17 protein-coding genes and 1 pseudogene are annotated in these 13719 nt (G+C 61.5%); 9 read left to right on the top strand and 9 right to left on the bottom strand.

Annotated features, from left to right (window positions below; all coding sequences use genetic code 11):
* Positions 1 to 317 (top strand): annotated as a pseudogene (locus JX325_RS06875) (ferritin-like domain-containing protein); the annotation flags it as partial.
* A gap of 233 nt (positions 318 to 550) precedes the next feature.
* On the opposite strand, the gene JX325_RS06870 reads toward JX325_RS06875, so the two are convergent.
* The 4 genes from JX325_RS06870 to JX325_RS06855 all read right to left on the bottom strand — a co-directional run bounded on the left by JX325_RS06870 (position 551) and on the right by JX325_RS06855 (position 2698).
* Positions 551 to 769, bottom strand: coding sequence for a hypothetical protein (locus tag JX325_RS06870; protein WP_204790412.1), 219 nt, complete (start codon positions 767 to 769; stop codon positions 551 to 553).
* 116 nt (positions 770 to 885) lie between these two features.
* Complete coding sequence (locus JX325_RS06865; RefSeq protein ID WP_204790411.1) at positions 886 to 1476, bottom strand: ABC-2 transporter permease; 591 nt, start codon at positions 1474 to 1476, stop codon at positions 886 to 888.
* Complete coding sequence (locus JX325_RS06860) at positions 1473 to 2321, bottom strand: ABC transporter ATP-binding protein (RefSeq protein WP_204790410.1); 849 nt, start codon at positions 2319 to 2321, stop codon at positions 1473 to 1475. Before JX325_RS06860 ends, JX325_RS06865 begins: the two co-directional genes overlap by 4 nt.
* Entirely contained in the window at positions 2318 to 2698 is a 381-nt protein-coding gene (locus JX325_RS06855) for a GntR family transcriptional regulator (RefSeq protein ID WP_204790409.1), read from the bottom strand. Before JX325_RS06855 ends, JX325_RS06860 begins: the two co-directional genes overlap by 4 nt.
* A 144-nt stretch (positions 2699 to 2842) precedes the next feature.
* Between JX325_RS06855 and JX325_RS06850 the strand changes: the two genes are divergently transcribed.
* The 8 genes from JX325_RS06850 to purB all read left to right on the top strand — a co-directional run bounded on the left by JX325_RS06850 (position 2843) and on the right by purB (position 11151).
* On the top strand, positions 2843 to 3829 hold the full coding sequence (locus JX325_RS06850) for a leucine-rich repeat protein (protein WP_204790408.1): 987 nt from the start codon (positions 2843 to 2845) through the stop codon (positions 3827 to 3829).
* A 16-nt stretch (positions 3830 to 3845) separates the two neighbouring features.
* Positions 3846 to 5195: a VWA-like domain-containing protein gene (locus JX325_RS06845; protein WP_204790407.1), complete on the top strand. Its 1350-nt coding sequence runs from the start codon at positions 3846 to 3848 to the stop codon at positions 5193 to 5195.
* A gap of 10 nt (positions 5196 to 5205) precedes the next feature.
* On the top strand, positions 5206 to 5796 hold the full coding sequence (locus JX325_RS06840; RefSeq protein ID WP_204790406.1) for a nitroreductase family protein: 591 nt from the start codon (positions 5206 to 5208) through the stop codon (positions 5794 to 5796).
* A 188-nt stretch (positions 5797 to 5984) separates the two neighbouring features.
* Positions 5985 to 7514, top strand: coding sequence for an ATP-binding protein (locus tag JX325_RS06835; protein WP_204790405.1), 1530 nt, complete (start codon positions 5985 to 5987; stop codon positions 7512 to 7514).
* Positions 7511 to 7804, top strand: coding sequence for a NifU family protein (locus JX325_RS06830; protein ID WP_204790404.1), 294 nt, complete (start codon positions 7511 to 7513; stop codon positions 7802 to 7804). The genes JX325_RS06835 and JX325_RS06830 overlap by 4 nt, the downstream gene beginning before the upstream one ends.
* Before the next feature lie 65 nt (positions 7805 to 7869).
* Positions 7870 to 8145 carry a hypothetical protein gene (locus tag JX325_RS06825; protein WP_204790403.1) on the top strand — a complete coding sequence of 92 codons (276 nt, stop codon included), beginning with the start codon at positions 7870 to 7872 and terminating at the stop codon, positions 8143 to 8145.
* A gap of 299 nt (positions 8146 to 8444) precedes the next feature.
* On the top strand, positions 8445 to 9719 hold the full coding sequence (locus JX325_RS06820; protein ID WP_204790402.1) for an adenylosuccinate synthase: 1275 nt from the start codon (positions 8445 to 8447) through the stop codon (positions 9717 to 9719).
* Between the two features lie 10 nt (positions 9720 to 9729).
* Positions 9730 to 11151 carry an adenylosuccinate lyase gene (gene purB, locus JX325_RS06815; RefSeq protein ID WP_204790401.1) on the top strand — a complete coding sequence of 474 codons (1422 nt, stop codon included), beginning with the start codon at positions 9730 to 9732 and terminating at the stop codon, positions 11149 to 11151.
* Positions 11152 to 11217: 66 nt separating this feature from the next.
* Here the strand turns inward: purB and JX325_RS06810 are convergent, their stop codons facing one another.
* The 5 genes from JX325_RS06810 to JX325_RS06790 form a co-directional block, all read right to left on the bottom strand.
* Positions 11218 to 11670: a glycosyl hydrolase family 18 protein gene (locus JX325_RS06810; RefSeq protein WP_243413964.1), complete on the bottom strand. Its 453-nt coding sequence runs from the start codon at positions 11668 to 11670 to the stop codon at positions 11218 to 11220.
* 222 nt (positions 11671 to 11892) lie between these two features.
* On the bottom strand, positions 11893 to 12096 hold the full coding sequence (locus JX325_RS18670; RefSeq protein ID WP_374220595.1) for an S-layer homology domain-containing protein: 204 nt from the start codon (positions 12094 to 12096) through the stop codon (positions 11893 to 11895).
* Positions 12097 to 12174: 78 nt separating this feature from the next.
* Positions 12175 to 12444: an S-layer homology domain-containing protein gene (locus JX325_RS18665; RefSeq protein ID WP_374220594.1), complete on the bottom strand. Its 270-nt coding sequence runs from the start codon at positions 12442 to 12444 to the stop codon at positions 12175 to 12177.
* 11 nt (positions 12445 to 12455) lie between these two features.
* Complete coding sequence (locus tag JX325_RS06795; protein ID WP_204790399.1) at positions 12456 to 12794, bottom strand: leucine-rich repeat domain-containing protein; 339 nt, start codon at positions 12792 to 12794, stop codon at positions 12456 to 12458.
* 27 nt (positions 12795 to 12821) lie between these two features.
* Positions 12822 to 13139 (bottom strand): leucine-rich repeat domain-containing protein, encoded by a 318-nt coding sequence (locus tag JX325_RS06790; RefSeq protein ID WP_204790398.1) that lies wholly within the window; start codon positions 13137 to 13139, stop codon positions 12822 to 12824.
* Between the last annotated feature and the right edge of the window lie 580 nt (positions 13140 to 13719).

The raw sequence follows: 13719 nt of genomic DNA, 5'->3' as shown, positions 1-13719 counted from the left end.
GGGCCCGGAAGCCCCTGCGGGACATGGCGGCGGAACTCCAGGACCAGGCCCGGCGGCTGATGGCGGCCCACTACCTCATCACCGGCCGGCGCTACCGCCCCAGCGTCAGCGCGGAGCGCATCTACGCAGGCCGCTGGTGCCCCGCCCTCCGGGAGCGCTATCACGCGGCGGCGTGCAGCGGCTTCAACTACGCCCGCTCCGCCGAGGACACCATGGACCCCTGTCTGACGAAGCTCTTCGAGGAGATGAGCAAGCAGTCCTACGCCCACGCGGAAACCCTGATGGGACTGCTGCAAAGAAGCCTGCAAAACGCATGAGGAAACGGGCCCTCCGCCATAAGGCGGAGGGCCCGCCGGAGTGTCGAAAAAACCGGAAGACCTATTTGACGGGAAGGAAGAGAGTTACGAGAGGAACCCAGGAGGGGTTCCTTTCGTTTTCAAATCATAAGTTTTCAGAACTTTCCACGGGTTCTGAAAACTTGCTCAGGCTGGCAAAAATATTTTTTCGCCAGCCTGACGGGCCCTCCGCCTTATGGCGGAGGGCCCGCCGGTTATCCCCAGGCCCGCTTGATCTTGTCCCGTTCGTGCTGGTTCTCCACCCAGTTTTCCAGGTATCCGCAGTCATGGCAGACATAGCGGGCCACGGGAATCCGCTTCACCATCAGCGCCCGGGTGAGGAAGATGCCGTTGGAGAGGTAGCGGTGGGCGTCGTCCGGGACCCGAATGACGTCCGTGGAGCCGCAGACGGGGCAGCGCTTGGTATTTTTCATGTCATCTCTCCTTAATGGTGGTCCTTCCACATCTTCCACAGCCGGTCCGCAAGCGGCAAAAGCAGCAGAAGCAGCAGCAGATTATTTGGTACATGGGGCATTGCGTACCTCTCCTTTCAATTCTCCTTGTAGAGCTTCATGGACAGCGGGATGGAAAGCGCCGTTCCCGCCGCCGCCCCCAGGGGAAGCAGCACCACCAGGGGAACGGGCAGGCTGGGGAGTTCATCCACCATGTCCACAAGAATCCCTATGGAGATCGCCACGCCGAAGATCACCACCATGAAAATCATCCTTCCCCTCTCCACGCCGAAGCGCAGCACCGCCGGTAAGGTGATATCCAGGGTGATGATTCCCAAGCAAAGGCTCGCCAGCAGGGTGGGAACACTGGGCGCGCTTCCCGAAACAATCCCCGCCGCCGCCTGCACCGCCAGGCAGAACACCCCCGACGCCGCCATGCAGAGCCAGCCCAGCACGTACTTGCTCAGCACGATATCCCGCTTGGAATAGGGCATCATGGCCGCCAGCTGATTCCAATGGCTCCGCTCGTCATAGGCCATGGCCGTATAGGGCAGCATGGAGCACCAGACCACCAGGAACACCGTATTGAACGCACTGTTCACCATGGACAGCAGCGCCAACACCAGGACAAACATTCTCATCTGCTTCCAGATCACATAGAAATCCTTCTGTACCAGCGCTTTCATCATTTCGCTCCTTTCACCATAAAGAGGATGATATCCTCCACCGTCGCCCGCTCCAGCCCCAAGCCCGCCGGGACCTCCTCCCGCCGGACCAGGGCCCGGACCCCGCCGTAGCCGCTGGACTCCCGGCCCAGGACGGCCTCCTCCCGGAGGCTTTCCAGCTGCTCNGCCGTCCCGGCAAAGANGCCGTAGGTCTCCAGAAGCTGGTCCTTCTCGTCGCAAAAGAGGAGCTGTCCCCTGTGCAGGAAGGCAATGTAATCACAGAGCTTCTCCAAATCGCTGAGGATATGGGAGGAAATCAAAATGGAGTGGTCCTCCTCCCGGGTGAACTCGTTGAAAATCTCCAGCACCTCGTCCCGGACGATGGGGTCCAGGCCGGAGGTCGCCTCGTCCAGAATCAGCAGCTTTGGCTGGTGGCTCAGGGCCACGGCGATGGACAGCTTCATCTTCATGCCCCGGGAAAAGTCCTTGAAGGGCTTCTTCCCCGGCAGGTCGAAGCGGCGGAGGTAGCCGTCGTAGGTCCCCTGGTCCCAGTGCTTGTAGGTCCCCGCCATCACCTTCCCCACCTGGACGGCGGTGAGGGTTTCCGGGTAATACGCCTCGTCCAAAACGACGCCCACGTCCTCCTTCACGGCCCGGAACTCCGGGNAGGACACATCCACCCCCAAAACCCTGGCGGTCCCGCCGTCGGGGCGGAGGGCGTTCATCAGCAGGCGGATGGTGGTGGATTTGCCCGCGCCGTTCTCCCCCACCAGGCCGCAGATGGTGCCGCTGGGCACCGTGAGGCTCAAATCCTGGATGGCAAATTCTCCAAAGGACTTGCAGATATGGTTCAGTTCAATGGCGTTCATACGTTCTCCTCCTCTAACAGGACGCGCAGCATGTCGATCAGTTCCTCCACCGTCACGGAACAGCTCTTCGCCAGTCCCGCGGCGGCGGTCAGGTGGTTTTCCAGCTCCTTGAGCTGCTGCTCCCGGATCAGGTCCAGATTCTTCTCCGCCACAAAGCAGCCCTTCCCGGCCACGGTGTAGAGGAAGCCCTCGGCCTCCAGCTCGTCATAGGCCCGCTTGGTGGTGATGACGGAGATTTTCAAATCCTTGGCCAGGGCCCGGATGGAGGGCAGGGCCTCCCCCGGGGTCAGGACCCCGGCGATGATCTGGGCCTTGAGCTGGGAGTAGATCTGCTCATAGATGGGCTGGCCCCCGGTGTTGCGGATGATGATTTCCATGGAAGTTCCTCCGTTTCACTGTTCATATACAGTATACACAGAATGAACAGTTTGTCAAGGGGGTCGATGAAAAAAATTTTGGCTAGGAAATTGCTCCCGCCTGTGGTATACTACCTCTGGAAAAACGGAAGGAGGCGCGGGCTTATGGAAACCGTCAGCGGCGCAAGCAATTGGAGGCTGGTTTTCCGCCGGGAGGACACTGGCGTGATCATCCTCCGGGCCGGGACCCCCGACGCCCGGGCCGTCCTGCCGGAGGAGCTGCTCGGCCTGCCGGTGACGGCCCTGGGAGACCGGGCCCTGGCCCCGGACCGGCAAACGGCTCCCCTGCCCGCCGGGGCGGAAACCCTCCAAATCACCTGCATCCCTCCGGAGGACGGGGCGGCCTGGGACAACCGGAGCCTCCGGGACCTGACCCTGCCGCAGACCCTCAAGGCCGTGGGGGACTACGCCCTGTTGAACTGCTCCGCCTTAAGCACTCTCCGTATTCACGACGGCGTGTCCCGCTGGGGCGGCGGCGCGCTGATGAACTGCCGCAGCCTGGATACCCTCCACCTGACCCGGACAGGCCCGGACCAGGGGGAGGCCCTGGCCTGGTTCGCCGGGGAGCTCAGCCGGGAGCTGGATGTGACCGTTTACGGCCCCGGCGGGGAGACCGCCCGTCTGCTGTTCCCGGAGTATACAGAGCTCTATGAAGAAAACTGCCCCGCCCATCATTTCGATTACTTCATCTCCGGCGCGGGCTACCCCTATCACCACTGCTTCCGTCAAAAACGCCTGTCCCTCAAGGAGTACGACGGCCTCTGGCGGGACTTTCTGGGGATGGAGCACGACGAATCCGCCGCCCTGCGCCTTGCCTGGCGGCGCCTCCGCTGGCCGGTGGATTTGGCGGAGGGGGCGGCGGCGGGCTACCGGGCCTATTTAAAGGAACACGCCGGGGAGGCCCTCCGCCTCCTGCTGGAAGAAGGGGAAGCCCTCCCCTTCCTTCTGGAGCTGACGGAGCCGGACCGGGAAACCCTCCTGGACGCCTGTGCCCTGGCCCGGGAGCGGGGAGCCACGGCGGCCCTGGCGGCTTTGCTGGAGGAGCAGCACCGCCGCTTCCCCGCCGGAGCGGAAAAATCCTTTACATTATAGAAGGGCCAAGGGTTTTATGGAACAAAAGGACTTTGCCGGGATTGGGCGGGACATCCTCTTCGCCGCCCGGAACGAGCTGTATATGAGCCTGCCCTATCTGGACGCGGCCCTCTGCGCTCTGGCTTTCGCCCCCGGCGGCGGGGTGACGCTGTCCCTGGCCACCGACGGCGAGACGCTGTACTACGACGGGTCCTGGCTGGCGGACCGCTATCTGCGGAGCCGGGTGTGGACCTGCCGGGCCTATCTCCATGTGATTCTCCACTGCATGCTCCGGCATCTGGCGAAGAAGCGGGGCAAGCTCCCGGAGCTGTGGGACCTCAGCTGCGACGCGGCGGTGGAGAGTATCCTGGATGAACTGGACTACCCCTGCCTCAACGCCGGAGCGGCTCCCCGGAAGCGGAAATTCTACGGTGAGTGCAAGCGGGACATGCCGGTGCTGACAGCGGAGGGCATCTACCACCGCCTTTTGCGGCTGAACCTGCCGGAGTATGAAATCGCCCAGCTCCAGCGGGCCTTTCTGGCGGACGACCATGGGCTCTGGGACCCGGAGCGGCAGGACGGTAAGGAGCAGAGCCGCCGCCAGGACCAGAAATGGCAAGACCTCTCCGGCAAGGCCCAGACGGGCCTGGAGACGGTCCTCTCCGACAAGGGGACCGGCGGCGAGGCCGTGCTGGAGCAGGTCCGGGCGGCCATCCGGGACGACGTGGACTACCGGGCGTTTCTCCGCCGCTTCGCCGCCCCCCGGGAGGTGGCGGCGGTGGATGGGGACGCCTTTGACTACGGCTTCTACTCCTACGGCCTCCGGCTTTACGGAAACATGCCCCTGGTGGAGCCGCCGGAAACCCGGGAGGAAAAGCGGATCGAGGATTTCGTCATCGCCGTGGACACCTCCATGTCCACCTCCGGGGAGCGGGTCCGGCAGTTCCTGGCCTGCACCTACGCGATTTTGCGGAGCGCGGGGACCTTTACCAGAAAAGTGAACATCCGCGTCATCCAGTGCGACGACCAAATCCGCTCCGACGATGTGCTTCACGATTTGGAGGACCTGCGGAATTATATGGAGAACTTCCGGCTCACCGGCGGCAGCGCCACGAACTTCCGCCCGGTATTCGACCATGTGGCANAGCTCCAGGAGGCGGGGGCNNTCACCAGCCTCCGNGGCCTTGTGTACTTCACCGACGGCATGGGAATTTACCCGGAAAAGCGGACGCCCTATGAAACGGCCTTCATCCTCCTGGGGGAGCCGCCGCTTTCCGTGAAAACGCCCCCCTGGGCCATCCGGCTGGTGCTGGAGGCCCCGGATTTGGACCGGNCGGCNGANNAACTGCCGGAGNAACTGGATCTGGACGAGCTGCCGGAGCTGTAAAGGAGGCACTATGCTGTCTGAAANCGTGAANCGGCGGAGCATCCGNGCCTATCTGCCCCAACCGGTTTCCAGGAANGATATCGAAACCGTGCTGCNAGCGGGGGCCCTGGCCCCCTCGGCAAAAAACCGCCAGCCCTGGCGGTTCACCGTGGCCCTTGCCAAGAAAAAGGCGGAAGCGCTGGCCGCCATGGCGCAGGGCCTGGAGGAGGAGCGCCGCCGCCCCCTCCTGCCGGAGAGCGCCCGGCATCTCGGCGGGGCAGTCCAAACGCTGGCCATCATGAAACAAGCCCCGGTTGTCATCTTCGTCACGAACCCCCTGGGCCAGGACCCGAGACAGACGCTGAACACAGACGAACGGGTCACCGAGCTCTGCAACGCCCAGTCCCTGGGCGCGTGCCTGGAGAATATGACCCTCCAGGCCACGGCGCTGGGTCTAGGCAGTCTTTGGATTTGCAACACCTATTTCGCCTATGACGCGCTGCGGGAATGGATCGGCGGGCCGGGAGCTCTCGCGGCGGCCATGGCCTTGGGGTACGCCGCCGGGAATCCGCCGCCCCGGCCCCGGAAGCCGCTGGAGGAGTTGGCCGAGTGGAGGGAGTAAGGGCCCGGGAAAAGGGCGGACACACAGGTCCGCCCCTATACAGGGTGTTCTACCGATAGAAGGGCCCTTACTTCCTTTTCTCTTTTGGACCGTGCAATGGACCAGCCGTCGCCAGCCGCCAATCCGCCCCGCCCGCAAGGGCGAGTACTATCTCCCCTCCCCTGCCGGGGAACCAGGAAGGAAACGCCATGAACATCAAACAAGCCAAACAGGAAATCACCAATACCTTAAAAGCCTACCTGGCCAAGGACCCCTTGGGGAATTATCTAATCCCCCCGGTCCGCCAGCGGCCCGTCCTGCTGATGGGCCCGCCCGGCGTGGGCAAAACCCAAATCATGGAGCAGGTGGCCGCCGAAACCGGCGTGGGCCTGGTGGCCTACACCATCACCCACCACACCCGCCAGAGCGCCGTGGGCCTGCCCTTCATCGAAACGCGGACCTACGGCGGGCAGATCTACTCCATCACCGAGTACACCATGAGCGAAATTCTGGCCTCCGTCTATGACCTGATGGAGAAAACCGGCCTCAAGGAGGGCATCCTCTTCCTGGACGAGATCAACTGCGTCTCGGAAACCCTGGCCCCCATGATGCTGCAATTCCTCCAGTGCAAGACCTTCGGCAACCAGCGCCTGCCGGAGGGCTGGCTCATTGCCGCCGCCGGAAACCCGCCGGAATACAACCGCTCCGTCCGGGATTTCGACGTGGTGACCCTGGACCGGGTGAAGCGCATCGACGTACAGGAGGACTTCGCCGTCTGGAAGGAGTACGCCCGGGCCAAGGGCATCCACGGGGCGGTGGTGTCCTATCTGGACATCAGGAAGGACCACTTCTACCGGGTGGAGACTACGGCGGAGGGCATCCAGTTCGCCACCGCCCGGGGCTGGGAGGATTTGAGCGAGCTGCTGACGGTCTATGAAACCCTGGGCCTCAAGGCGGACCGGGAGGTGGTGGGGCAGTATATCCAGCTTCCCCGCATCGCCCGGGACTTTGCCAACTATTTGGAGCTCTACGGCAAGTACCGGNAGATCTACCATGTGGACGACATCCTGACGGGAACCTGGAAGCCCATCACCGTCCGGGAGCTCCGGGCCGCGCCCTTCGACGAGAAGCTGTCCGTCATGGGGCTGCTCCTCTCCCGCCTCTCCGAGGCCGCCCGGGAGATCCGCCGCCGGGACAGCCTGTGCGAAAACCTCCACGCCGCCCTGACAAAATTCAAAGAGGCCCTGGCCGCCGGAGAGGACCCCCAGGCGGTCCTGGAGGCCCTGACTGGCGAACGCCGGGAAGCCCTGAAACGGGCCGGGAACGCGGGCCAGGGGGATAAACAGCGCCAGGCCCTGGCCCAGCTGGAAATCAACATCCTGGAGGACTACCGCCGCCGCCTCATTCAGGAGAACCCCGCCGATTCCGGGCTGGCCATGGCGGCGGTGCGGGGCTGGTTTGGGCAGGAAGTGGAAAAACGGGCCTCCCAGGCCCGGGAAGCCAAGGCGGAGCTGGATCACGCCTTCGCCTTTTTGGAGGAAACCTTCGGCCAGGGACAGGAGCTGGTGCTGTTCGTCACGGAGCTCACCGCCGGGCCGGACACCAGCTGGCTCATTGAGACCTTCGGCTGCGACGCCTATTTCCGTCACAACCGGGAGCTGCTGTTTGACGGCACCCGGCGCCGTATCCAGGAAGAAATTTTCGCCGCCAAGGCGGCGGAACAGGAGGAACAGCCATGACGGATGATTTGAAACGCATTGAGGCCGTACTGGACGAGAAGGTCCGCCCCGCCCTCCGGGCCCACGGGGGAGAGATTGCCGCGGACCATCTGGAGGACGGCGTGCTGTACGTGAAGCTGCTGGGCCAGTGCGCCGGGTGCCCCTCGGCGGACCTGACCAGCGAGACGATTGTGGAGGCGGAGCTCACCGCCGCCCTGCCGGAGCNGGTGCGGAAGGTGGCGGTAATTCAAACCGTCAGCGACGAGCTGTGGGAGCAGGCGAAAAAGCTCCTCCGGGACCACCATCTCTAAAAGGCCGTCATAAGCGTCCCCCTCCCCTCATAGTCTCTAGCAAACCGAACACATGGGAGGATGCTATGGACAACTTGCAGATGGACGAGAAGCTGGCCCGGCTCCGGCGCTGCCGCCGGGAGATGGACACGCTGAAAAAAGAGGCGGAGGCCATTGAGGAGGAAGTCAAGGCGGAGCTGGAAGCCCGGGGCGTGGAGCAGGTGGAGACGGCCCACTACAAAGTCTCCTGGAAATCCGTTTCCAGCACCCGGCTGGACGCCAAGGCCCTGAAAGCGGAGCGGCCGGAAATATACGAGCGCTACGCCGTCTCCGGCACCGCGAAGCGCTTTACCGTCACATGAAAGTGAAAGAACCCGCCCCGGCGGAAGGCCGGGGGTCATACCTTTTTATGCGGAACCTGTAAAAATTTGAGGAACTTGCGCTTTTCTCTTTACTTATGGGAAAACTGCCGCTATAATAGGGAAGGGAAACTTTGGGGCCCCGCAGACTGCGGGGCCCTTCTTTTCGCTGGCCGGAGGCGCTAATCCGCCGCCGTCAGGACCCCCGGGGCCGGACAGGCCCCCATCACCGGCTGGCCGCTGGCCGTGAGCAAGCGGAACGCCGCCCTATCTTTCGGGCGGCGGCGCGGGGAGGTTTCATTATGTCAAATTGCGCCATTGTGGGCATCAACTGGGGCGACGAGGGCAAGGGCCGTATGGTGGACCTGATCACCCAGGACTACGACGTGGTGGTCCGCTATCAGGGCGGCGGCAACGCCGGGCACACCGTCGTCAACGAAAAGGGCAGGTTCGCCCTCCATCTGCTGCCCTCCGGCATCTTCCGGGACGGCGTGGTCAACATCCTGGGCAACGGCGTGGCCCTGGACTGCGAGAGCCTGTGGAAGGAGATACAGGACGTCACCGCCCAGGGCGTGGCCATTACGCCGGACAACCTGATGGTCAGCGACCGGGCCTCTCTGCTGCTGCCCTGGCACCGGGATTTGGACGGCTTGGAGGAGGCCCGCCTGAAGGACAAGAAATACGGCTCCACCAAGCAGGGCATCGCCCCCTTCTACTCCGACAAGTTCCAGAAAAAGACCGTCATGGCCGGGGAACTCCTCTATCCGGGGCAGCTCCGCTCCCACCTGGAGGATCTGCTGGAGTGGAAGAACCTGACCCTGACCAAGGTCTACAACGCCCAGCCCTATACCATCGAGCAGCTGATGGACTACGTGGCGGACTACGGCGAGAAAATCCGCCCCTTCATCCGGGACACCGGCGCGTTTTTGCGCCAGGCCCAGGCGGAGAACAAGCGCATTTTGTTCGAGGCCCAGCTGGGCGCCCTTCGGGACCTGGACTACGGCATCTATCCCTACACCACCTCCTCCAACGCCGTGGCGGCTTACGCCCCGGTGGGCTCCGGCCTGCCCTCCGCCCGGATTGACGAGGTGATCGGCGTGGTGAAGGCCTACTCCTCCTGCGTGGGCGAGGGTCCCTTCACCTGCGAGTGGTTCGGCGAAGAGGCGGAGAAGCTCCGCCAGGCCGGAAATGAGTATGGCGCGAAGACGGGCCGTCCCCGCCGGGTGGGGCCCATCGACATCGTGGCCACCCGCTACGGCGTCCAGTGCCAGGCGGCGACGAACATCGCCCTGACCAAGCTGGACGTGCTGAGCTATCTGGATAAAATCCCCGTCTGCGTCCGCTATGAGCTGGGCAGCCAGCAGACGGACCGCTTCCCCTTCCCCGCCCTGCTGGCGGAGGCGAAGCCGGTGGTGGAGTATATGGACGGCTGGGGCTGCGACATCTCCGGCGTGCGGACCTGGGAGGACCTGCCGGAGGCCGCCCGGAAATATGTGGAATATATCGAGAAGGAAATCGGCTGCCGCATCGGCTACGTGTCCGTAGGCCCGGAGCGGGACGCCATCATCATCCGCTGAAGGAGGCCCCATGAGTAAAGACCGCTATGAATCCCCCCTCTCCTCCCGCTACGCATCAGAGTTCATGCTGAACCTCTTCTCCGCCGAAAAGCGCACCCAGACCTGGCGGCGGCTGTGGGTGGCCCTGGCCCGGGCGGAGCATGAGCTGGGCCTCCCCGTGACGGCGGAGCAGGTGGCGGAGCTGGAGGATCATCTCACCGACATCGACTTCGACCTGGCCGCGGCCCGGGAAAAGGAAGTCCGGCACGACGTGATGGCCCATGTATACGCCTATGGCAAGGCCGCGCCCTCGGCGGCGGGCATCATCCACCTGGGGGCCACCAGCTGCTATGTCACAGACAACGCGGACCTCATCCTCTACCGGGAGGGCCTCCGGTATCTGCGGAAGGGGCTGACCGCCCTGCTGGGAAATCTGGCCGCGTTCGCCCGGCGGTACGCGGATACCCCCACCCTGGGCTACACCCATTACCAGCCCGCCCAGCTGGTCACGGTGGGCAAGCGGGCCACCCTCTGGATGCAGGATTTCCTGGCGGATTTGGAGGAGCTGGACTTTGTGCTGGAGAACCTGAAATTCCTGGGCTGCCGGGGGACCACCGGCATCGAGGCCAGCTTCATGGACCTCTTTGAGGGGGACGGGGCGAAAATCGACGAGATGAACCGTCGGATCGCCGGGGAGTTCGGCTTTGAGAAGACCTTCCCTGTCTGCGGCCAGACCTATCCCCGGAAGGTGGACAGCCGGATTTTGAACTGCCTTTCCTCCGTGGCCCAGAGCGCCTACCGGATGGCAAACGACATCCGCCTGCTTCAGCACGACCGGCAGGTGGAGGAGCCTTTCGAGAAGAACCAGATCGGCTCCTCGGCCATGGCCTATAAGCGCAACCCCATGCGCTGCGAGCGCATCTGTTCGTTGTCCCGCTACCTGATGGCGGACGCCATGAACGCCCCCATGACCGCCTCCGTTCAGTGGCTGGAGCGGACCCTGGACGACTCCGCCAACCGGCGCATCTCCATGCCGGAGGGCTTCCTCTGCGCCGACGCGATCCTGCGCCTTTGCCGGAACGTCACCGACGGGCTCCATGTCAACGAGAAGGTGGTGGAGCGGGCGGTGCGGGAATATCTTCCCTTCATCGCCACGGAAAACCTGATGATGGAGGGGGTCAAGCGGGGCGGCAACCGGCAGGAGCTCCATGAAATCATCCGCACCTGCTCCATGGCCGCCACGGCCAGGATGAAGGAGGGCGAGCCCTGCGACCTGCTGGCCCGTCTGGCGGCGGAGCCCGCTTTCGCCATGACGGAGGCGGAGATGGAGGCCGTGCTGGACCCGAAGCTCTACACCGGCCGCTGCGCCGCCCAGGTGGAGGCGTTCCTGGAGGGGATTGCCCCCCTGCTGGCCGGGGCGGAGAGCGGGGACACCCCTGAAATCAATGTTTGAGAAATTTTCCGGCTCTTTCCTGCGGATAAATGGAGGGCCCGGTGTAACGCCGGGCCCTCCTGTTTGTCATTCCACGTCGTACAGGGAATCCAGCACCAGCCAAACCTGGGAGAATGGCCGCATGAGGTTCCAGAACCCCGCTCCCTGGAAGCCGTATTCGGCAACGAGGCGAAGCTTGGCGTCCATGCTCCGGGCGTCCTCGAACCAGACCTCGTGGGCGGTTCCCCCGGCGTCGGTGTAGCGGAAGAACGGGGACTGGGCCGTTTCGTCGTACTGGATGGGTACGCCGTATTGAATGGCCAACTCAATGGCCCGCTGGTTGGAAATGGACTGGGCCCGGGTTTCCCCCTGGATAAAGGGCAGTGGCCAGTCATAGCCGTAGTTGGGTATGCCCAGGAAGATTTTTTCCGCGGGGATTTCCGTGACGGCGTAGTCCAGCACCGCCCGGACGTTGGGGAGGGGCGCGACCGCCATGGGCGGGCCGTAGGTATACAAACCATGTTGTTTAAAGTAATCCACACTCTGCCATAGATGACTGCGCGGATATCCCGTTCATGGCGCGGCGATTAAATCACCACCAAAATCCGCTGCCGGAAAAAGCGGAGGGCTGAAACCCCAATGTCATTAAATTAAGGATTTCCCGCACCTGAAAAAAGCGCCCACCACCTTTTGAAAATGCAAAAGGTAGTGGGCGCTTTTTCATAGCCTACATATTGCCAAGACGGCGAAAGCTGCCCGGCTTTACTTCCCCGTAGCGCGGTGCAGGAAAGTTACAATCTGCCCACGAGTACAGGTTTCGCTGGGGGAGAAATTACCGCCGCCTGTTCCGCTGGTGATTTCGTTCTCTACCGCCCATGCTACAGCCTGCGCATAGTCCGCATTGGCAGGAACATCGGTAAAGCTAGCTTTGTTGGTAGACGCGGGGCTTCCCACCGCTTCCCACATGTATTCCATCGTCATGGCGCGGGTACAGTCGGTATTTGCGCCAAAAGTGGAACTGGACACCAAACCCTTTTCAGCGGCTCACAGAGCGGACTTATAGAAGTAGTCGGCGGGTTTAATATCCGTGAAGGGGTTAGCCGCTGTTGGATCCGGTGAGCCGTTAGCGCGCCACAGGAAGGTCAGGATCTGCGCCTTACTGCAGGTCGTGCTGGGGGAGAACGTGGTCTTGCTGGTGCCGGCGGTAATGTTGTTTTCCACCGCCCACAGAACAGCGTCTGCGAAGTAGTCACTTTTCTTTACATCGGTGAAAACGAGTTCATTAAATGTTCCATTTTTGAAATTATAATGTATTGTAGCATTCTTTAGAGAATTATTTCCATCTCCGCTGTTATCAATTTGAATTGAAGTCCACTGTGAGTCTTGCCTCCGTAATACACATCTTTCAAACTGTTACTACCACCAAACGCTTCCCGCCCGATACTAATAACACTGACTGGAATCGTGACGCTGGTCAGGTTTTTACATGCGGCAAATGCCCCATCGCCAATATTGCGGGTGTTGTTCGAAAGCGTCACACTGTTCAAATCGTAGCCGTTGAACACCGCGTTTCCAATGGATGAGACGTTCTCCGGTATCGTAATGTCCTTATCTCTGCCCTGATAAGCGAGAAGAACCCCATTCACAGTGGCAAAGTCACCCAAGTTTCCCAGCCAAGGAGTCTTCCAAAACTAATATGTTCCAATATCCGTGAGGTTGCTGGGGATATTTACTGTCGTCAGATTTTTGCAATTGTAAAAGGACATGGTCCCAATTGTAGTAACGCTGGGGGGAATCGTAACTTCCTTCAAAAAGTCACAGTCATTGAACAGGCCGGAGGAAATTCTCTTAACAGAGTTTGGAATTACTACTTTGCTGGCTGTGCCGTCGTAAGATAACAACACACCATCATCTGAAATAAGGAAGTCGTTCTCCGCTGCAGAGGCGGGGACAACTGAACCAAGACCAAGAGCAAGGGTCAGTGCAAGGGATAATAGTTTCTTCTTCATACATTTTCTTCCTCTCAAATTTAATTTCCAGCGAAGCCCCGAAAGGCGGGCGGGGAATGTGCCCCCGCCCGGGGCTTTCGTCGGAAACACAAAGAGCGGGACCGAGTTTTTAACCTCAGCCCCGCCCTGATAAATCATGCAACGCACACTATTTCCCGAATCCGGCCTTGAAAACCCGTGCCGGTTTGGGTATAATAGCCCCGTGGTGTAGTTCAAGACTACTGTGCTGAGTGGTTAGGTCACTCGTACAGGGCTACGGGGTGGTGCTACACCCCGTAGCCTACCGCTTTTGTGTCTCCGAGGTTATTTTAACCTATCGAGGAAGAAATTGCAAGGGCGTGTTCGGGAAAAGTCTGTAAAAACGGACTTTCCCGCTTTTTTATCGACATTTCCTCGGCTTGTCGATTTTTTCAGCAGTATTTTGAGGTTCTTGCGGTTTTTGACAAGAACCGCTCATTTTTACATCATGGGCAGGACTTGTTGAAATTTAGATTTTTCCTTAAGGAAGCACTGATTAAAGCCGGTAAAAGCCAGGCAAACAGACGAAGGTAATGGAAACGACCAATAAAGGGCCATATTG

This window comes from Oscillibacter sp. CU971 (genome assembly GCF_905219725.1).
Classification (GTDB): domain Bacteria; phylum Bacillota; class Clostridia; order Oscillospirales; family Oscillospiraceae; genus Oscillibacter.
This window is presented reverse-complemented; position numbering and strand designations above follow the sequence as displayed.